Here is an 18,895-nt window from a genome sequence, read left to right on the forward strand (position 1 = left end):
CCTGGACCAAGAACCTGGTCAGGGGTCCAAGAATCCCCCATGCCCTGTCCCCCCACACTCCCCCCCCCCACGGTTGTGGGCCCCCGACACCTCTCCCCCCCCCCCCCCCACACCTGTGTTTGCTACCTTTGGAGAACCCGACGAGACGCGCCGTACCGGGACTCGCAAAGACGACGCACCCCCGATTCCCTTCATGGATCACGGAGGTGCCTCATGGCCTGGGTTCTGCTGGTCGTCGCCGGACTGCTGGAAGTCGGCTGGTCGATCGGGATGAAGTACACCGACGGTTTCACCCGGCTCCTGCCCAGCGTCCTCACCGGCGCCGGCATCGTCGCCAGCATGCTGCTGCTCTCCTACGCCGCCAGAACGCTGCCCATCGGTACCGCGTACGGCGTGTGGGTGGGGATCGGCGCGGCCGGGGCGGCGGTGTTCGGCATGGTGTGGCTGGGGGAGCCGGCCACCGCCGCCCGGATCTTCTTCGTGTGTCTGCTGCTCGTGGCCGTGGTGGGGTTGAAGGCCACCTCCGGCCACTGAGCAGCCCTGGTCAACCGAACGGCCCCACCGAGGTGTCGCCTTGCGTGGTGGCTCCGCCGTCCGTCGTACCGCCGTCGGTGGTGGGGCCCCCGGTGGAGCCCGTGCCGCCGTCGGTCGTGGCGCCGCCCGTCGACGTGGCGCCGCCGTCCGTCGAGGTGCCGCCGGTGGACGTGGTACCTCCGTCCGTGGCCGTGCCGCCCGTGGACGTCGTGCCGCCGTCCGTGGCGGGCGTGCCGCCGGTGGAGGTGCCGTCGCCGGTGTCGTCGTCCGTCGGTCCGCCGGTCTCCTCGTCGCCCGTGGCGCCGCCGGTCTCCTCGTCACCGGTGGCGCCCGGTTCGTCGGCGGGGGTGCTGGGCGGGGTGTAGACGACGTCGGCGCCGACCTGGAGGTCGAGGTCGAAGTCCTTCACCTTCTTGCCCTTGAGCGCGGTCTTGGTGAACTGCGCCCAGATCTCCGTGGGCGCCCCGCCGCCGTTGACGCGCTGCAGACCCATCGCGCCGTACAGCGGCTTGTGGGCGCCGGTCTTGGGGTCCTGGCCCATGACGGAGACGACGGTGGCGAGGTCGGGGGTGTAGCCGGCGAACCAGGCCGCCTTGTCCTCCTCGGCGGTACCGGTCTTGCCGGCGACCGGGTGGCCGGAGGCCTGCGCGGCGGTGGCGGTACCGCTCTGGACCACGCTCCGCAGCACGGAGGTGGTGGTGTCGGCGGCCTTGCGGCTGACGGCCTGCGTGGACTCCGTGGAGGGGAGGTCGACCGCCTGGCCGTCCTTGCTGATCTTCTCGATCATCGTGTACGTGCCGTGCTTGCCGTGGTTGGCGAGCGTGGCGTACGCCTCCGTCATGTCGAGGACGCTCGCGGTGGCGGTGCCCAGGGCGATGGACGGGTACGGGTTCATGTCCGGGGTGTTCTTGGGGACACCGAGGTCGATCGCGGTCTTCTCGACCTTCTCGGGGCCGATGTCGACGGCCATCTGCGCGTACACCGAGTTCACGGAACTCTCGGTGGCCTGGCGGACGGTGATGTTGCCGTAGTTGTGGTAGTCCTCGTTCTCGGGGGCGTACGCGGGGCCGGGCCAGCCCGTCACGGGGCGCTTGTTGGTGCCGTCGTAGACCGTGTTCGGGGTGATCGCCTGGCCGTTCTGGTTGTTGGAGGCGTTCTCCACGGCGGCGGTGAACACGATCGGCTTGAAGATGGAGCCGACCTGGAAGTCGCGGCGGGTCGCGTTGTTCACGTACTGCTTGGTGTAGTCGATGCCGCCGTACATCGCGATGACCTTGCCGGTCTTCGGGTCGATGGAGACGCCGCCGGCGCGGACGTAGTTGTCGACCTTGCGGTTCTTCTTGTCGAGCTTGTCCATCAGCTGGTCGTCGACGGCCTTGATGAAGGCGTCCTGCATCTTGGGCTGGATGGTGGTGGTGATGCGGTAGCCACCGCCGTTCTCCAGCGCCTTCTCATCGATGATCTTGTGCTCGATGAGGTACGACTTGATGGCCTCGACGAGGTAGCCGCGCTGTCCGGAGAAGGCGGAGGAGGTGGTGGCCTGCTTCGGCATCGGGAACTTCGCGCCGGTCCGCTGGGACTGCTTGAGCCAGCCCTCCTTGACCATGCCGTCGAGGACGTAGTTCCAGCGGGCGACGGCCGCTTTCTTGTTCTCGGGGTGGGCGACGACGTCGTACATGCTCGGCGCGTTGACCAGGGCGGCGAGGTAGGCGCCCTGCTCGGCGGTGAGCTCGTCGGCGTCCACGCCGTAGTACGCCTGGGCGGCGGCCTGGATGCCGTAGGCGTTGCGGCCGAAGAAGCTGGTGTTGAGGTAGCCCTCCAGGATCTCGTCCTTGGTCACCTCACGGTCCAGCTTGATCGAGATGAAGAACTCCTTCGCCTTGCGGGTGACGGTCTGGTCCTGGGCCAGGTAGTAGTTCTTCACGTACTGCTGGGTGATCGTCGAGCCGGACTGCTTGCCCTTGCCGCTCGCGGTGTTCCAGGCGGCGCGGAGCATGGCCTTGAGGTCGATGGCCGGCTCGGAGTAGAAGTCGCGGTCCTCGGCGGCCAGTACGGCGCGCTGGGCGGCCTTGGAGACCTTCGACAGCGGGACGTTCTCGCGGTTGACCTCGCCGTCGCGGGCGATCTGGGAGCCGTCCGCGTAGAGGTACACGTTGCTCTGCTTGGTCGCGAACGCGTTCGCCTTGGGGATGTGGACCATGTTGTAGCCCAGCACGAAGGCGCCGACGATCAGCATGAGGCCGATGACGAAGGCGCCGAGCACCATGCGCCAGGTGGGGAACAGCCTTCTCCAGCCGGTGCGCTTGCGCCGCTTGGGCTTCTCGGCCTTGCCGCCCCCGGCCGTGGAAGCGGGCGAGACCTCGGGCGCGGCGGCGGGTGCCGCGGCGGCGGCCTTCGGGGCCGAGATGACGCCGAGGGCCTGGGTCGGCGTGTCGCCCCCGGCCCGGGCGGCCGCCGGTGCGGGCGCGGGCTTGCGGCCCGGTGTGATGGCCAGGGTGCTGGTGGGGGTGTCTTCCCCGGCGGTGCCGGACGCGGCACCGGCGGCGGTGCCGCCGGCCTTCGCGCCGGCGGCCCTGGCCGCCCGAGCGGCTCGGGCGGCCCTGGCGTCCGGGACTCCGGAGGGGCTGCCGGCGCCTGCGGCGCCGGGCCCCACGGAGTCACGGCCCTGAGCGTCGGCGGCCCCGCCGTCACGGCCCCCGGCGGACGACGCCGCCTTGCCCTCCGGAGCCCGGCCGGACCCCACGCCGGTCTTCCCCCCGGACGCCGCACCTGCCTGTGCGCCGGAAACGGCACCGGACTGCGCACCGGGCTTCCCGCCGGCCGCTGCGCCGGTCCTGCCGCCGGACCCCGCACCGGCCTGTGCGCCGGAAACGCCGCCGGACCGTACGCCGGCCTGCCGACCGGACGCCGCGCCGGACTGCCCGCCGGGCTTGCCGCCGCTCACGGCACCGGAGTCTCCACCGGAAGCCGAGCCGCTCTTTCCGCCGGACGCCGAACCGGGCTGCCCGCCGGACGCCGAACCGGACTGCCCGCCGGACGTCCCCGACTGCCCGCCGGACACCGAACCCGACCGCTCCCCGGCCGGGCCGGCCAGTCCACCGCTTGCCGAGCCGGACTGCCCACCGGACTTCCCGCCGGACGCCGAGCCGGACTGCCCGCCGGACGTCCCGCCGGACGCCGAGCCGGACTGCCCGCCGGACTTCCCGTCGCTCGCCGCGCCGGGCCGCCGGCCGGACGCCGTGCCGGGCTCCCGGTCGGACCGCCCGCCGAATCCCGCGCCGGACCGCTCGCCGGACTGCCCGCCCGACTGTCCGCCGGACGCCGAACCGGGCCGCCCGCCGGACGTGTCCGCCCGCTCATCGGTCCCCGCACCGGCCCGCCCACCGGACTGGCCGCCGGCCGTTCCACCGGACTGGCCGCCGGCCGTTCCACCGGACCGGCCTCCGGCCGCCCCTCCGGACCGCCCGTCCCGCTCCCCGGCGGGAGGCGTGCCCGGGCGTTCGGTGGACGGCGGTGTGCCGGGGCGCCCGGTGGACGCCGTGTCGGGGCGTCGCGGGGAGGCCGTGGCGGGCGTCCCGTCCGGCGTCGGGTTCGGGCCGTCGCCCGGTGCCGGGCCGGGTCGGCCGTCGGCGTTCCCCTTGGCGGCGGTGTCGCCGGACCCCGGAGTCGTGCCCGGAGTGCGTCGCTCCGGGTCTCTCGGTGTCCAGCCCGGGCCGTTCCGCTTCGGCTGCGGCTCGTCGCTCATCGTGCTGCCGTGCTCCTGTTTCCGCGTCGTACGTTCATTTCCGTACGGACTCGTACGCTTTGCGCCCGCTCCGGGCCGGTTCTGCACCCTTGAGTAAGACTCTCGTTCCGTTCGATCCGTTCCCGGATCCCGGCACGTGCCCCGCACACCACACGAGCACCACCGTCCGCCCCCGAAAATGCGTGGCAGGCCCCTCCGGCCGCGGACTAGGCTTCTTCGCTTCGGCCCGAATCGGTCCAGGCCTCGGCCTTTCGCCTAACTCTTCGCAGCGGATGGGGGTTTCCTCGTGGGCACAGGGCGGTTGTACGCCGCCGTCGCCGCCGGTGGTTTCAGGCGGTACGCGACATATCGGGTGGCCACCGCCGCGGGGGTGTTCACCAACACCGTCTTCGGCTTCATCCTCGCATACACCTATCTGGCCCTCTGGCACGAGAAGCCCCACCTCGGCGGCTACGACCAGGCCCAGGCCCTCACCTATGTCTGGGTCGGCCAGGCCATGTTCGCGGTGATGGTACTGGGCAGCGTCGGCTTCGAGGAGGAGCTGATCGAGCGGATCCGGACCGGGGACATCGCGGTCGACCTGTACCGGCCCGTCGACCTCCAGCTGTGGTGGCTCGCCGCCGACCTGGGCCGGGCCCTGTTCCAGCTGCTCGGACGCGGTGTCGTCCCCATGGTGTGCGGCGCCCTCTTCTTCGACCTGGCCCTGCCCGACGGCCCGCTGCCCTGGCTCGCGTGTCTCGTCGCGGTCGCCCTCGGCGCCCTCGTCAGCTTCGCGATCCGGTACATCGTCGCGCTGTCGGCGTTCTGGCTCCTCGACGGCGCCGGAGCGATGCAGATCACCTGGCTCACCGGAGTCTTCTTCTCCGGGATGCTCCTCCCTCTGAACGTCTTCCCCGGCGCGCTCGGCGACCTCGCCCGCGCCCTGCCCTGGTCCGCCCTGCTCCAGGCCCCGGCGGACGTCCTGCTGGGCGAGGCCGACCCCTGGCGGACCTACGCCTTCCAGCTCGCCTGGGCGGCGGTGCTGCTGGCGGTCGGGCGACTGGTCCAGTCGGCGGCGACCCGGAAGGTGGTGGTCCAGGGTGGCTGACGTGGACGAGCGCCCCGTCGCGGGCGCCGAGCGGGAGAACCCGTTCGCCGAGTACGGCGCGTACGGCCGCGTCCGCGACGGGCTGCGCGCCTACCGCATGATCGCCGCCATGTGGATCCGCTCCACGATGGCCTACCGCGCGTCCTTCGCGATGACGACGTTCGGGAACTTCGCGGCGACCTCCTTCGACTTCGTCGCGATCCTGCTGATGTTCTCGCAGGTCGACGAGTTGGGCGGGTTCACCCTGCCCGAGATCGCCCTGCTCTACGGCACCTCCGCCGTCGCCTTCGGCCTGGCGGATCTGATGATCGGTTCGATGGACCGGCTCGGCCGCCGGGTCCGGGACGGCACGCTGGACACCCTGCTCGTCCGCCCCGCGCCGGTGCTCGCCCAGGTCGCCGCCGACAAGTTCGCGCTGCGCCGCCTCGGCCGGATCACCCAGGGCCTGTTCGTCCTCGGCTACGCCCTGGCCACGCTCGACATCGCCTGGACTCCGGCCAAGGTGCTGATGATCCCGCTGATGGTGGGCAGCGGCGGGCTGATCTTCGGGGCGGTGTTCGTCGCGGGCGCGGCCTTCCAGTTCGTCGCCCAGGACGCCTCCGAGGTGCAGAACGCCTTCACGTACGGCGGCGCGACCCTGCTGCAGTACCCACCGGCCCTCTTCGCCAAGGACCTGCTGCGCGGGGTGACCTTCGTCCTGCCGCTCGCCTTCGTCAACTGGGTGCCCGGACTGTACGTCCTGGGCCGCCCCTACCCCCTCGACCTGCCGTCCTGGCTGGCCTTCGCGCCCCCGCTGGTCGGTGTGGCCTGCTGCGCGCTGGCGGGGGTCGCGTGGCGGGCGGGGCTGCGTTCGTATCGGAGTACGGGGAGCTAGGGAGCCAGACGTGACGGCACAGGTGACGGACAGCACGTTCATCGAACTCGACCGGGTGGAGAAGGTCTTCGACGTCCGCAGGAAGACCGGGTTCCTGCGACGGGAGCGGCGTGAGGTGCGGGCGGTCGACTCGATCTCCTTCACGGTCGCGCGGGGCGAGATGGTCGGCTACATCGGGCCGAACGGCGCGGGGAAGTCGACGACGATCAAGATGCTCACCGGCATCCTGACCCCGAGCGGGGGCCGGCTGCGGGTCGCCGGCATCGACCCGTCCCGCGAGCGGACGCGGCTGGCCCGGCGTATCGGCGTGGTGTTCGGGCAGCGGACGACCCTGTGGTGGGACCTCCCCCTCGTGGACTCCTACCGGCTGATGCACCGCATGTACCGCATCCCCGACGCCCGTTACCGCGAGAACCTCGACCGCTGTGTCGAACTCCTCGAACTGGGCGACCTGCTGGACGTTCCCGTCCGGCAGCTCTCGCTCGGCCAGCGCATGCGCGGGGACATCGCGGCGGCCCTGCTGCACGACCCCGAGGTGCTGTACCTGGACGAGCCGACCATCGGGCTCGACGTCATCAGCAAGGCCAAGGTCCGGGAGTTCCTGCGGGAACTCAACACCGAGCGGGGCACGACCGTGCTGCTGACCACGCACGACCTCCAGGACATCGAGCAGCTGTGCCGCCGGGTGATGGTCATCGACCACGGGAGCCTGATGTACGACGGGCCGCTGACCGGGCTGCACGAGGTGGGCGAGAGCGAGCGGACCCTCGTCGTCGACCTGGAGCGCGAGCTGCCGCCGATCGAGGCCGAGCCCGCCCGGGTCGTCCGGGTGGAGGGGCCGCGGCAGTGGCTCGCCTTCCCGGCGTCGGAGTCGGCGGCCCCGCTGGTGGCGCGGATCGCGTCGGAGTATCCGCTGGTGGACCTGTCGGTGCGGGAGCCGGACATCGAAGCCGTGATCGCCCGGATGTACGCGCAGCAGGCGGAGCGGGTGGGGGAGTCGGGGCAGGCCGTGTCATAGCCCGGCGCGGGGGTTCCTCGTACGCTGATCCGTATGACGGACGACCTGCCGGATGTTCCGGCCGCCGCGGACCTTCGTGCCTCCGACGCCGATCGTGAACGAGTCTCCGAGCAGTTGCGGGACGCCCTCGCGGAAGGGCGGCTCGACATGGAGGAGTTCGAGGAGCGGCTGGACGCGACGTACAAGGCGCGGACGTACGGCGAGTTGGCGCCGATCATCCGTGACCTGCCCGGCGCGGGGGCCGTGGCACCGCCGGCCCTCGTGTCGCCGCCGTCCGTGTCGCTGGTCAAGGGGCCGGCGGGGGAGGCGAGTTGGCCCGAGCGGATCGTCGGCGGCGACGGGACGTCCACGTGGGGCGTGGCGGTGTTGTCCGGGTTCGAGCGCAAGGGGCGGTGGACCGTGCCCGAGCGGTTCGACTGCTTCGCGTTCTGGGGCGGCGGTGAACTGGACCTGCGGGACGCGAACTTCGCGAGCCGCGAGGTCACGATCAACTGTGTGGCGATCATGGGCGGGATCAACGTGGTCGTGCCGCCCGGGGTCGAGGTCGTCGTCCGGGGCGTCGGGATCATGGGCGGCTTCGACCATGGCCAGGAGGGCGTACCCGGGGAGCCGGGCGCACCGCGGGTGATCATCACCGGGTTCGCGTTCTGGGGCGGGGTCGGGGTGGAGCGGAAGATTCCGAAGGCGGAGCGGCAGCGGTTGAAGGAGGCGCGGCGGCAGGACCGGCTGGAACGCCGACGGGCCCGCCGCGAACTGCACGCCTCCCATCGCGACCACACGCACGAGATGCACGAGGCGCATCGCGAGGCCATGGACCAGATCAGGGAGGCGGTGCGCTCGCGGCGCGAGGAGGAGCGGGAACGGCGGCGGAGGCGGGAGCGGTAGGCCGGGTCCGGCCGCGGGCGCGCCGCGGCCGGTCGCGCGGTTCCCGCACCCCTGAAGGCGCGCGGGGAACCCTCACCCCACGGACCCGGCTACGGCTCCGGCTACAGCTCCGCCGGTGCCGCGCCCTTCAGCTTCGCCAGGTCGAAGACGTCCGCCATCCGCGCGTAGCCCTCGTCGCTCGGGTGGAGGTGGTCGCCCGAGTCGTAGTCGGGGCGGAGGCGGCGGGGGGCGTAGGGGTCGCGCAGGGCCTTGTCGAAGTCGACGTAGGTGTCGAAGACGCTGCCGGAGCGGATCGTGGCGTTGATGGCCTGGCGGACGGATTCGCGCTGGTCGGAGTAGCCGCGGTGGCCCTCGAAGGGCATCAGGGTGGCGCCGACGACACGGAGGCCGCGGGCGTGGGCCCGGTCGACGAGACTGCGGAGTCCGGCGGTGACGGCCTCGGGGTCGGCCCGGCCGGGGTTCTTGAGGATGTCGTTGATGCCGAGGTCGATGACCACGGCCTTGACGCCCGTCCGTCCGAGGACGTCGCGCTGGAAGCGGGCGAGGCCGCTGGGGTTCTCGGCGGGGCGGCCGTAGCCGTCGGTCAGGACCCGGTTGCCGCTGATGCCCTCGTTCACGACGCTGTAGCGGGGCACGTCGGAGGAGCCGGTGGCGGCGCGCAGGCGGCCGGCGAGGACGTCGGTCCAGCGCCGGTTCTCGCCGACCGTGGAGGTGACGCCGTCGGTGAGCGAGTCGCCGAGGACCACGACCGTGCCGTCGGACTCGTTGCTCAGCACGTCCAGGGCGGTGATGTACCGCCAGTACGGGGACTGCTCGGTGTACCGCTCCCCGGTGATGTCCTCGGTCAGGTCGCCCTCGGCGGTGTAGGAGATCTGCCGGGCGTGCGCGTGGTAGGTCGCGGGGCCGGAGGGCACGGGGGAGTAGGTGGTGATCAGTACGTCACTGTCGTGCGGGATCGGCACCCGTACTGCGTCGCTCACCACCTGCCGACCCGCCGGGACGACGACCGTCGGGTTGCCGCCGAAGGTGAGGCGGCGCATGGTGTCGGCGGCCGCGGCCGGGGTGTTCACCGACGCGGCCACGGCGAGCGAGGCGTGAGTGATGGTCAGCGGCTGCTGGCCGTAGAGATTGGACAGGGTGACGCGGGCACTCGTACCGGCGGCGGCCGTGTGCACCACGTTGCGCACCGAGCGGCCGGCGAGGCCGTCCTGTTCGGTGCCCGGTTCCGAACCGCTCGGCGACGCGGCCCAGGCGCCGACCCAGACGCCGGTGGAGGCGGGGGCGGCGCTGTTGTGGGGCGCGCGGGCGAAGGTCTGCTGCCGGGGGGTGCCGTCGTCGGTGCCGACGACGATGTATATCGCGGCCGAGATCGCCACGACCAGGGCGGCGATGGCCGCCAGAACTGCGCGGTGCCTCGTGGGGGGCACCCCGACACCCCCACCGTGATGCCTGGTCATGCGGCGGGTTACTCCTCGGGCTGTGGAGCCCCGAGGCTCCGATGTGATCACCCCATGATGCGGCATGGGATGGGGGTTGCTTGCGAGAACCCCCATCGGTTCCCCCACCCGGACAGACGCGGGGAACTCCTGTTTCGTTCCAGGAGTAGGTCTCGATAGACCTATGGAGTACGTCACCAAGAGTCGCAGCGCCGGGGAAGGCGTCGAAGAACGGACAATGTGTACGGGGGACAGGAACGGGTGGAGCGAATGGACCGTACGGAAGCGGAACAGGACGGACCGGCGCGGAAGCGGGCCGAGGAGGCCCGGAACGCGGCGGACCCGGCGGACGCGGCAGCAGGCGCCCAGTCGCGTGCGTCGCACCGCACCATGACCACCTTCAGCGCCGCCGACGAGGAGAAACAGCGCGGCGTGCGGCAGATGAAGCTCATCGCCGCCGGGCTGCTGCTCTTCGTGGCCGTGGTGTACGTGCTGGCCAAGTGGGCCTCGCACGAGGGCGCGGGAGCCTGGGCCGGCTATGTCGCCGCGGCCGCCGAGGCGGGCATGGTGGGTGCGATGGCGGACTGGTTCGCCGTGACCGCGCTGTTCCGGCACCCGCTCGGGCTGCCCATCCCGCACACCGCGATCATCCCCACCAAGAAGGACCAACTGGGCGTCTCGCTCGGTGAGTTCGTCGGCGAGAACTTCCTCTCCCAGGATGTCGTACGGCAGCGGCTGCGGGCCGTCGGCATCGGCAGCCGGCTCGGCGCCTGGCTCGCCGAACCGCAGAACGCCGACCGGGTGACGGCCGAGCTGGCGACCGCGCTGCGGGGCGCGCTGACCGTGCTGCGCGACTCGGACGTGCAGGCCGTCGTCGGGGAGGCGATCACCCGGCGGGCCAACGCCCAGGAGATCGCGCCCGGCATCGGCAAGATGCTGGAAAAGATCGTCACGGACGGCGGCCACCGGCGGATCGTGGACCTGGTCTGCGCCCGTGCCCAGAACTGGCTGATACTCCATGACGAGCAGGTCATGGACGCGGTCGAGGGCGGCGCCCCCGGCTGGACCCCCCGGTTCGTCGACCGGCGCATCGGCGAGCGGGTCTACAAGGAACTGCTGCGCTTCACCACCGAGATGCGCGACTCGCCCACCCACCCGGCGCGCGGCGCACTGGACCGCTTCCTCACCGACTTCGCCACCGACCTCCAGTCCGACACGGACACCCGAGCGCGCGTGGAGCGGCTCAAGGGCGAGGTGCTCGGCCGGGGCGAGGTCCAGGACCTCATCGCCTCCGCCTGGACGGCCGTACGGTCGATGATCGTGTCCGCGGCCGAGGACGAGCGCAGCGAGCTGCGGCTGCGGGTCCGCGCCTCCCTGCTGTCGCTGGGCACCCGGATGGCCACCGAGCCGAGCGCGCAGGACAAGCTCGACAAGTGGATCGAGGGGGCGGCGGTGCACGTCGTGACCACCTACCGTGCGGAGATCACCTCCCTGATCACCGAGACGGTCGCGAGCTGGGACGCCGAGCACACCACGAAGAAGATCGAGGCCAACATCGGCCGCGATCTGCAGTTCATCCGGATCAACGGCACGGTCGTGGGCTCCCTGGTGGGCCTGTTGATCTACACGGTGTCGCGGGCGCTGGGGGCGTAGGCCGGGCGTGATCCCTGCTCGCGCGGGCACCCGGTCCGGGTTCGCTCAAGGTGGAGGGAGCCCCAGCCCATGTCCGTCACAGACTCGAAGTCACCAGGTGTGATCACTACCGCCGTACCGGCGCGCCTGGACCGTCTTCCCTGGTCGCGTTGGCACTGGACGATCGTGATCGGTCTCGGCACCGTGTGGATCCTCGACGGTCTGGAAGTGACCGTCGTCGGAAACATCGCGGGGCGGCTCTCCGAGGAGGGCAGCGGACTGCCGATCAGCTCCGCGCAGGTCACCGGGACCGCGGCCGCGCTGTACGTGGCGGGCGCCTGCGCGGGCGCCCTCTTCTTCGGCCGGATGACCGACAGGTTCGGCCGCAAGAAGCTGTTCATGGTGACCCTGCTGGTCTACCTGGGGGCGACCGCGCTGACGGCCGTCTCCTTCTCCACCTGGTGGTTCTTCCTCTTCCGCTTCCTCACCGGCTTCGGCATCGGCGGCGAGTACGCGGCCATCAACTCCGCCATCGACGAACTGATCCCGTCCAAGTACCGGGGCCGCGTCGACATCGTCATCAACGGCAGTTTCTGGCTCGGCGCGATCGGCGGCTCGCTGCTGTCGATCGTCGCCCTGAACACCGACATCTTCCCGGCCGACGTCGGCTGGCGGCTGACCTTCGCCCTCGGTGTCGTGCTCGGCCTGGTGATCCTGCTGGTCCGCCGGAACGTCCCCGAGAGCCCACGCTGGCTGCTGATCCACGGCAGGGAACAGGAGGCCGACCGGCTGGTGCGGGACGCGGAGGAGCGGATCGAGGCCGAGAAAGGACGCCCGCTGCCCACGGCCGAGCGGGAGATGACCGTCCATCAGCGCGAGAGCATCGGCTTCGGCACGATCGCCCGTACGGTCTTCTCCCAGTACCGCCGCCGCGCGGTCCTCGGCTTCTCCCTCTTCATCGGCCAGGCGTTCCTCTACAACGCGATCACCTTCGGCTTCGGCGCGATCCTCACCACGTTCTACGACGTCCCGACCTCGGACACCGGCTACTACTTCGCCGTCATCGCCGCCGGCAACCTGCTCGGCCCGCTGCTGCTCGGCAAGCTGTTCGACACGGTCGGCCGCAGGATCATGATCTCGTCGACGTATCTGCTCTCGGGTCTGCTGCTCTTCGGCACCGCCTGGCTGTTCGGCCGAGGTTCGCTCGACGAGGTGACCCTGACGGCCTGCTGGTGCGTGGTCCTCTTCTTCGCGTCGGCCGGAGCCTCCAGCGCGTACCTGACGGTGTCGGAGGTCTTCCCCATGGAGACCCGCGCGATGGCCATCGCCTTCTTCTACGCCCTCGGCACGGCCGCCGGCGGAATCAGCGGCCCGCTGATCTTCGCCGAGCTGACCGAGTCCGGGGTCGCCGGCGACACCGTCCTCGCCTTCCAGATCGGCGCGAGCCTGATGTGTGCGGCGGGCCTGGTGGCGGCCTTCCTCGCGGTACGCGCGGAGCGGCGCTCGCTGGAGGACATCGCGGAGCCGCTGTCGGCGCGGAGCCCCGCCTAGAGGGGCCGGGTGCCGGGCCGGGTGCCGGGCCGGGCGGTTCGGCGACGTTCGCCGACCGGCGCGCCGTCGTGGCCGGGCGCACGGTTCCCCCCCCCGCCCCCTCCGGGGCGCGCGGCCCGGCCGGGCGACTTCTGGGTATGGGTGAGCAGGCCGGTCTGAGTACGCGTACTCTGTCGGCCCGCCGCCCGCCCCGGAACCCTCGTACGCATGACCGAGAAGCTGCTCCGCCCCCTGCGCACGCGCCCCTGGCCGGAACGCTGGCTGACCCGCCTGCTCGGCGCCGCCCTCGCCGCGGCCGCGTACCGCCTCTGCCTTCCGTGGGACCTGCGCGACCGGCCCGAGCTGGAGGGCTCCCTGACGGAGACGAACCCCGTGACCGTCACGGGCGTGATCGCCCTCGCCGTCGTCCTCCTGCTCCTCGCGGCCTACTTCGGCCACCGGGACGCCCTGGCCTGGCCGCTGCTCCTGGTCGCCGTCCCGCCGTCCGCCCTGATGTACGTGTCCTTCCACGCCCCCACCGAGCCCCCGGACGCGGCCGTATGGCCCCTGTCCTGGGCCTTCTTCACCCTGGTGCTGGCCGCGTGGGTACTGGTGGCGTCATCGGTGGCGCGGCGGTTCCGGGCGGAGCCGGTGGACGAGGGGTGGCTGATCCGCGGCCGGTCCCAGGACCGTTCGGCCGCCGGTCAGCCGTAGAAGTACCGCCGGGCCTTGTCCTCGAAGTACGAGGAGTAGACGAGGCCGATGGCCGGGGTGCCCCGGTACGAGCCCACGTACTGCTGGGCGCTGTCGACCACCACGGGCCGGGCCATGCACGCCCACTTGTTGCGCTGCTGGGCCTCCGCCCAGCGGACGGCAGCCGGGTCCACCCGGTCGCTGACCAAGACGGGGAACGCCGCGACCCCGTTCTGGATGCCGACCGGCATACCGCCCTTGGTCTTCTTCGCGTACGTCAGCACCTGGTCGGTGAAGGTCTCGATGGTGGGGATGGTTATCTCCTGGACCGCCGCCGCGACCGTGAACAGATGCAGCTTGGTCCCCATCCAGCTCCACTTGAAGTCGGCCCGGCGCCCGACGAGCACGGGCACCCCGGCCCACTCCTCCCACCACGTGCGGCATTCGTCGGCGGCGAGACGGGCGGCCACGGAGGCGAGATAGGTCTGGGAGGGCGACTGCTGTGGATGCATGGCCGGATCATGCACCCACCCCGGCACCGCTGGGAAGGCGGGGTTGCGTCACGCTCCCGTGGTCGAACCGGGCCGCACGATCATCAGGACCGTGACCGTCGCCCACAGCAGGTTGAACACTCCGGTGAACATGGCGAGTCGGGCGGTGGCGCGGGCGTCGACGGTCGTGCCCGCGGTGCCGGCGGTGGTGCTTCGGATGCCGATGGTGGTGCTCCCGGTGTCGGCGGCGGTGCCTGCGGTGTCGGCGGCGGTGCCTCCGATCCCCGCCAGGATCTCCTCCTGCCGGGGCAGCACCAGCGCCAGCAGGACCATCGCCGCGAGGGCGGTCAGCAGCATCGACACGATCAGCCAGGCGTCGTTCAGCACCCCCATGCTCATCGCCGTGGCGAACCCGAGCACGGGTACGGCGATGCCCACACCGCCGTACACCCGGCAGATCCGGTGCAGCAGCCGTACGGCCGCCACCGCCCGCTCGCTACCGGGTTCGGCCAGCGCCTTGCGCGCGCTCGGCGGGAACATGCTGGCAGCGACGGTGACGGGCCCGACGGCGATGATCGCGGCGAGGACGTGGAGGGAGAGCAGCAACTTGGTCACGAGGGGACGCTAGGGCGCACCCGGAATCCCGTGGAAGTGGCGGGATTGCCAGAGGGCAACGGATTCTCGCCAGAGGCCCGGCCTGGTCGGTGAGGGGACTGGGCCGCGAGGGAACAGGCAGAGCAGGCTTGGCGGAAACCCGGTGCGAACCTACGATCCCGCCATGCACACCGTGGCCGTACTGGCGCTCGACGACGTGATCCCCTTCGACATGTCGGCCCCCATCGACACCTTCGGCTGGGCCCGGCTGCCGGACGGCCGGGAGGCGTACCGCGTGCGGGTCTGCTCGGTGGAAGGGGGCGGGGAGGTGAAGGCGGGGCCGTTCAGCGTGCGGGCGCCCTACGGGCTGGAGGCGCTGGCCGAGGCCGACACGATCATCCTGCCGGGGACGGCCGATCCGACCGCGCCGCTGCCGCCGGGTGTGGCGGAGGCGCTGCACGCGGCGGCGGCGATCGGCACGAGGATCGCCTCGATCTGCGTCGGCGCGTTCCTCTTCGCGGCGACGGGCCTGCTCGACGGGCTGCGCGCCACGACCCACTGGATCGCGGCCCCCGACCTGGCGGCCCGCCACCCGGAGATCACCGTCGACCCGAACGTCCTCTACGTCGACAACGGCCAGTTCCTCACCTCGGCGGGCGCCGCCGCGGCCATGGACATGTGCCTGCACATGATCCGCCGGGACCACGGCTCGGCGGTCGCCGCGTTCACCGCCCGGATGTGCGTCATGCCTCTCGAACGGGAGGGCGGCCAGGCCCAGTTCATCGTCCAGGACCAGCCCGCGGCCCCCGCCGGCGCGACGATGGAGCCCCTGCTGCGCTGGCTGGAGGAGAACGTGGAGCGGGATCTGACCCTGGACGACATCGCTCTGCACGCCGGCACCAGCGCCCGCACCCTGAACCGCCGCTTCCGCGAACAGACCGGTACGACGCCCCTGCAGTGGCTGCACCGGGCACGGGTCCGCCGCGCCCAGTACCTCCTGGAGTCCACCGACCACACGGTCGAACGCGTCGCGGCCCAGGCGGGCTTCGGCTCCCCGACGGCGTTCCGGGACCGCTTCAAGAGGGTCGTGGGGACGAGCCCGTACGCGTACCGGCGGGCGTTCCGGGGGGAGTGAGCGCGGCGGGGTTCAGGAAGGAAGGGGGGCGGCGGGGTGCGCGATGGGTTGTGGGCGACCCGTCGCCCCGTACGGGTGTGCGCCCTGTACGGCCGGTGCGCCCCGTACGGCCCCGGTGCGCCCTGTACGCCCTGCACCCATGTACGGCCTGCACAGCCCCGTACGCCCTGCACACTCCGTGCCCGTACGTCTTCCGGCGGGCCGTACCCGTACGTCTTCCGGCGGCCCGGGCTCGTACGCCGTCCGGTGGGCCCGGGCTCGTACGCCGTCCGATGGGTCCGCGCCGCCCCTACGCCTTCCGGTCGGCCACCACCCAGGAAGCCGCCGCGACCACCCCGGCCACCCCGAACACCGCCGGCCAGGCGCCCACCTTCTTCGCCAGCGGGTGGGACCCGGCGAACGCGGCCACGTACCCCGCGGTCAGCGCCCCCGCCGCCCTGGCTCCGGCCGCCCGCTGCCACTGCCGGGCGGCCGCGGCCCCGGCGACGGCCAGCACCGCCCCGCCGAGCGGCCGCCTCTTGGTCCAGCGAGCCACCCCGTACCCGCCGATGAGCCCGCTCGCGGCCACCGCCGCCGTAGGAATCTTCGCCATCCCTGCCTCCTGTGCCGTTCCTGACGCCGTCCTCGGTACCTGGCCCGGCATCCGACGCGAGGCTAGCTCCGAGGCGCCCCCGGTATGAGAACCTGAGTCGAGGGTTGTCAACTTTCCTCCTTCGGGCTATATAAGAAGTCGTAGGAATTCAGAGGGCGTCGCACCCAACGTCAGAAGAGAGGAGTGCCCGTGATGCTCATGCGCACCGACCCCTTCCGCGAATTCGACCGACTCGCGCAGCAGGTGTTCGGTTCCGACAACCGGCCCGCCGTCATGCCGATGGACGCCTACCGGTCCGGCGACGACTTCGTCGTCCACTTCGACCTCCCGGGCGTCGACCCGGAGACCATCGACCTGGACGTCGAGCGCAACGTCCTGAACGTGCACGCCGAGCGCCGCTCCCCGGCCCCCGAGAGCGCCGAGATGATCGCCGCCGAGCGCCCGACGGGTGTCTTCAGCCGCCAGCTGTTCCTCGGCGACACCCTCGACGCCGACCGCGTCGACGCCTCGTACGACGCCGGCGTCCTGACGCTGCGCATCCCGGTCGCCGAGAAGGCCAAGCCGCGCAAGATCCAGGTCAGCGGCGGCGCCGACCGCCGTCAGCTCGACCGCTGAGCCGGCCCCGCGCCCGCACCGGAGGGGCGGGAGGGTGAGACGCACGGCAATCGCCTGTGCCACTCACTCCTCCCGCCCCTCCTGTGCGTCCGTCACCGGCTGCCCGCTCCCGGAGGCCGGCCCCCGGCCTGCCGGCTTCCGCAACTCCCCTCTCGGGCGCGGCAGTTGAGTCCCGTCGAAATGTGATCCACGCCATAGCGAAGGTGCGGGGGAAGTGGTGGGCGGCGCTCCGGCGGCCTGGCATGCTCATGCATGGCTACTGGGAGGTAACCACCGCGTGCGCACTGTCATGAGGACAGCTGTGCCGCCCGGCCCACCCCCCACCGCCAGGCGCCACCTCACCACGCGCGCCTGCTCTCCGGCCTGCCGGCATGGCGTCGTCGCCATGCTGCTCAGCCGTCCCTCCTGAAGCGCACCCCCCTGTCACCGCTCCCGAGGACTCACGCGTGCACAAGCTCAGAAGACATGCCCTGGTCACGGCACTGTCGGCGATCACCGTCGCGACCCTCCTGGCCACCGGCTGCTCCACCGGATCCCCCACCACGACCAGCGGCAAGGCGGCCGCCACCACGGCCGAGGCCCCCGAGCCCGACGCCGCCGGGGAACAGCTCGCCGTCGTCTCCGCCCCGACCGGCGGCGCCACCCCCACCGCCGTGGCCGACGCGCGCGCGGACGACCGGGGCAAGGCCGAGAAGTCCGCGCTCAAGGTCGCCTCGTACGACAGGAAGAGCGGCCGGGCCGTCATCGCGGCACCGCCGTCGGACTCGGACACCGAGCCGTCGGCGCCCCCCTCGCGGACGGACACCCCCGCCACCCCCGCTCCGGACGACCCCGACACGCCCTCGGACACCGGAGCCGACTCCGGCTCCGGCGCCGCGAAACCCAAGGCCGCCGTGGCCGTCGGCGACGTCATAGCCAGCGCTCCCGCCCCCGGCGCCCCCGACGGCGTACTGGCCGAGGTGACGGAGGTCGTCGACACCGCGAAGGACGGCGGTACGACGGTCGAGACCGAGCCGGCCACGCTCGACGCGGTCCTCGGCGAGCGCGAGGCGAAGGGCACGGTCCCCGTCGACCCGTCCACCCTGGAGGTCGACCCGCTCGTCCAGGGCGTGAAGGTCTCCTGGGCGAAGACCGGCGACCTGAGCTTCGGCCCCGAGGGCGCGAAACTCCCGCTCGGCAGTCTGCGGATCGACGTGGGCGCCGCCGTGGAGACCGCTCCCGGCGCCCCCGCCTCGGCCGCCGCGTCGGTCGAGGGCTTCGTCCAGCTCGCCCCCGAGGTCGCCTTCTCCTACGACGGCTCCGGCTCCGGCACGGGCTCCTCGCCCGGCGGCGCGTTCCTGGGCCTGACCGGCGACTGGGCCTCCCAGTGGTCGCTGAAGGGCCGCGCGGCGGGCTCGACCGACGGCAAGCCGATCCGTATCCCCTTCGCCGAACTGCACGCCGACCCCGTGATCCAGGCCGGCCCGGTCCCGATCGTCGTCAACCTCGACCTCGTCTGCTACTTCGAGGTGACCGCCGACGGCCGCGTCACGGTCGACGTCGAACAGGACCTCAAGGGCGACTTCAAGGTCGGCGGCAACTTCACCTGGTCCAAGGGCTGGAAGGGTGTCAGCGAGTCCCACATGACGGGTGAGCCGCTGAAGACGACCGTCACCGCGGCGGGCAAGGTGAAGGCGGCCATGGGCGCCGAGGCGACGGTCGGCCTCTACGGCACGGTCGGCGTCACCGCCGACGTGGCCCCCTACCTCCGCGCCGAGGCCGACGCGACCGCCGAGGGCTCGGCCGACGGCACGGGCTCCGCCTCCGGCTCCTGGGCCCTGTACGGCGGCATCGACCTCACCGGCACGCTCAACATCCAGCTCTCCATCTTCGGCACCCCGATCTTCCAGACGAAGATCCCGCTCGGCGCGCTGCACGAGGAGTGGCTGCTGACGAAGGGCGAGGCGAGGACGTAACCGGCCGCGCTGACCCACGCGACGCGGGCCCTGTCCCCTCTGGGGGGGCAGGGCCCGCAGTACGGGGGCCCTCCACCGA

At 72.0% G+C, this 18,895-nt stretch carries 16 protein-coding genes and 1 riboswitch; of the genes, 11 read left to right on the forward strand and 5 right to left on the reverse strand.

Going from position 1 to position 18,895, the window contains the following annotated elements; genetic code table 11:
* Positions 1-117: 117 nt before the first annotated feature.
* Positions 118-180: riboswitch (guanidine-III (ykkC-III) riboswitch) on the forward strand.
* Between the two features lie 33 nt (positions 181-213).
* Entirely contained in the window at positions 214-534 is a 321-nt protein-coding gene (locus ACZ6BB_RS06710; RefSeq protein WP_471614235.1) for a DMT family transporter, read from the forward strand.
* Between the two features lie 10 nt (positions 535-544).
* Here ACZ6BB_RS06710 and ACZ6BB_RS06715 read toward each other — a convergent pair whose 3' ends face one another.
* A complete protein-coding gene (locus ACZ6BB_RS06715; protein WP_471614707.1) occupies positions 545-3,187 on the reverse strand; it encodes a transglycosylase domain-containing protein in 2,643 nt (880 codons plus the stop codon).
* Positions 3,188-4,565: 1,378 nt separating this feature from the next.
* On the opposite strand from ACZ6BB_RS06715, the gene ACZ6BB_RS06720 reads away from it, so the two are divergent.
* Genes ACZ6BB_RS06720 through ACZ6BB_RS06735 form a run of 4 tightly spaced genes read left to right on the forward strand, consistent with a single transcriptional unit; the run spans position 4,566 to position 8,143 of the window.
* Entirely contained in the window at positions 4,566-5,366 is an 801-nt protein-coding gene (locus ACZ6BB_RS06720; RefSeq protein WP_471614236.1) for an ABC transporter permease, read from the forward strand.
* Positions 5,359-6,240, forward strand: coding sequence for an ABC transporter permease (locus tag ACZ6BB_RS06725; protein ID WP_471614237.1), 882 nt, complete (start codon positions 5,359-5,361; stop codon positions 6,238-6,240). The genes ACZ6BB_RS06720 and ACZ6BB_RS06725 overlap by 8 nt, the downstream gene beginning before the upstream one ends.
* A gap of 22 nt (positions 6,241-6,262) precedes the next feature.
* The gene (locus ACZ6BB_RS06730) at positions 6,263-7,258 is read left to right on the forward strand and encodes an ABC transporter ATP-binding protein (RefSeq protein WP_471614708.1); all 996 of its coding nucleotides are present in this window, start codon (positions 6,263-6,265) and stop codon (positions 7,256-7,258) included.
* A 33-nt stretch (positions 7,259-7,291) separates the two neighbouring features.
* A complete protein-coding gene (locus ACZ6BB_RS06735) occupies positions 7,292-8,143 on the forward strand; it encodes a DUF1707 SHOCT-like domain-containing protein (protein ID WP_471614238.1) in 852 nt (283 codons plus the stop codon).
* 101 nt (positions 8,144-8,244) lie between these two features.
* Here ACZ6BB_RS06735 and ACZ6BB_RS06740 read toward each other — a convergent pair whose 3' ends face one another.
* On the reverse strand, positions 8,245-9,600 hold the full coding sequence (locus ACZ6BB_RS06740; protein WP_471614239.1) for an SGNH/GDSL hydrolase family protein: 1,356 nt from the start codon (positions 9,598-9,600) through the stop codon (positions 8,245-8,247).
* A gap of 249 nt (positions 9,601-9,849) precedes the next feature.
* Between ACZ6BB_RS06740 and ACZ6BB_RS06745 the strand changes: the two genes are divergently transcribed.
* The 3 genes from ACZ6BB_RS06745 (at position 9,850) to ACZ6BB_RS06755 (ending at position 13,455) form a co-directional block, all read left to right on the forward strand.
* Positions 9,850-11,232: a DUF445 domain-containing protein gene (locus tag ACZ6BB_RS06745; protein WP_471614240.1), complete on the forward strand. Its 1,383-nt coding sequence runs from the start codon at positions 9,850-9,852 to the stop codon at positions 11,230-11,232.
* Between the two features lie 69 nt (positions 11,233-11,301).
* A complete protein-coding gene (locus tag ACZ6BB_RS06750; RefSeq protein ID WP_471614241.1) occupies positions 11,302-12,762 on the forward strand; it encodes an MFS transporter in 1,461 nt (486 codons plus the stop codon).
* Between the two features lie 207 nt (positions 12,763-12,969).
* Positions 12,970-13,455 (forward strand): hypothetical protein, encoded by a 486-nt coding sequence (locus ACZ6BB_RS06755; RefSeq protein WP_471614242.1) that lies wholly within the window; start codon positions 12,970-12,972, stop codon positions 13,453-13,455.
* Here the strand turns inward: ACZ6BB_RS06755 and ACZ6BB_RS06760 are convergent.
* Together ACZ6BB_RS06760 and ACZ6BB_RS06765 are read right to left on the reverse strand one after the other, a co-directional pair.
* Entirely contained in the window at positions 13,446-13,946 is a 501-nt protein-coding gene (locus ACZ6BB_RS06760; RefSeq protein WP_471614243.1) for a levansucrase, read from the reverse strand. The genes ACZ6BB_RS06755 and ACZ6BB_RS06760 overlap by 10 nt on opposite strands.
* Positions 13,947-13,994: 48 nt before the next feature.
* Positions 13,995-14,540 carry a protease gene (locus tag ACZ6BB_RS06765; RefSeq protein ID WP_471614244.1) on the reverse strand — a complete coding sequence of 182 codons (546 nt, stop codon included), beginning with the start codon at positions 14,538-14,540 and terminating at the stop codon, positions 13,995-13,997.
* Positions 14,541-14,703: 163 nt separating this feature from the next.
* On the opposite strand from ACZ6BB_RS06765, the gene ACZ6BB_RS06770 reads away from it, so the two are divergent.
* Positions 14,704-15,654 (forward strand): GlxA family transcriptional regulator, encoded by a 951-nt coding sequence (locus ACZ6BB_RS06770; protein ID WP_471614245.1) that lies wholly within the window; start codon positions 14,704-14,706, stop codon positions 15,652-15,654.
* A 289-nt stretch (positions 15,655-15,943) separates the two neighbouring features.
* Here ACZ6BB_RS06770 and ACZ6BB_RS06775 read toward each other — a convergent pair whose 3' ends face one another.
* Positions 15,944-16,246 (reverse strand): hypothetical protein, encoded by a 303-nt coding sequence (locus ACZ6BB_RS06775; RefSeq protein WP_471614246.1) that lies wholly within the window; start codon positions 16,244-16,246, stop codon positions 15,944-15,946.
* Positions 16,247-16,438: 192 nt separating this feature from the next.
* Here ACZ6BB_RS06775 and ACZ6BB_RS06780 point away from each other — a divergent pair, with 192 nt between their 5' ends.
* Both ACZ6BB_RS06780 and ACZ6BB_RS06785 read left to right on the forward strand, forming a co-directional pair.
* Entirely contained in the window at positions 16,439-16,861 is a 423-nt protein-coding gene (locus ACZ6BB_RS06780; RefSeq protein WP_471614247.1) for an Hsp20/alpha crystallin family protein, read from the forward strand.
* A 446-nt stretch (positions 16,862-17,307) separates the two neighbouring features.
* Positions 17,308-18,816 (forward strand): hypothetical protein, encoded by a 1,509-nt coding sequence (locus ACZ6BB_RS06785; protein WP_471614248.1) that lies wholly within the window; start codon positions 17,308-17,310, stop codon positions 18,814-18,816.
* The last annotated feature ends 79 nt before the right edge of the window (positions 18,817-18,895 follow it).

It is taken from the genome of Streptomyces sp. NPDC041108, from assembly GCF_055592645.1.

Coding starts and splice junctions, on each gene's coding strand:
- ACZ6BB_RS06750 (WP_471614241.1), top strand. CDS start 11,302: ATGTCCGTCACAGACTCGAAGTCACCAGGTGTGATCACTACCGCCGTA.
- ACZ6BB_RS06745 (WP_471614240.1), top strand. CDS start 9,850: ATGGACCGTACGGAAGCGGAACAGGACGGACCGGCGCGGAAGCGGGCC.
- ACZ6BB_RS06760 (WP_471614243.1), bottom strand. CDS start 13,946: ATGCATCCACAGCAGTCGCCCTCCCAGACCTATCTCGCCTCCGTGGCC.
- ACZ6BB_RS06755 (WP_471614242.1), top strand. CDS start 12,970: ATGACCGAGAAGCTGCTCCGCCCCCTGCGCACGCGCCCCTGGCCGGAA.
- ACZ6BB_RS06770 (WP_471614245.1), top strand. CDS start 14,704: ATGCACACCGTGGCCGTACTGGCGCTCGACGACGTGATCCCCTTCGAC.
- ACZ6BB_RS06740 (WP_471614239.1), bottom strand. CDS start 9,600: ATGACCAGGCATCACGGTGGGGGTGTCGGGGTGCCCCCCACGAGGCAC.
- ACZ6BB_RS06780 (WP_471614247.1), top strand. CDS start 16,439: ATGCTCATGCGCACCGACCCCTTCCGCGAATTCGACCGACTCGCGCAG.
- ACZ6BB_RS06775 (WP_471614246.1), bottom strand. CDS start 16,246: ATGGCGAAGATTCCTACGGCGGCGGTGGCCGCGAGCGGGCTCATCGGC.
- ACZ6BB_RS06735 (WP_471614238.1), top strand. CDS start 7,292: ATGACGGACGACCTGCCGGATGTTCCGGCCGCCGCGGACCTTCGTGCC.
- ACZ6BB_RS06710 (WP_471614235.1), top strand. CDS start 214: ATGGCCTGGGTTCTGCTGGTCGTCGCCGGACTGCTGGAAGTCGGCTGG.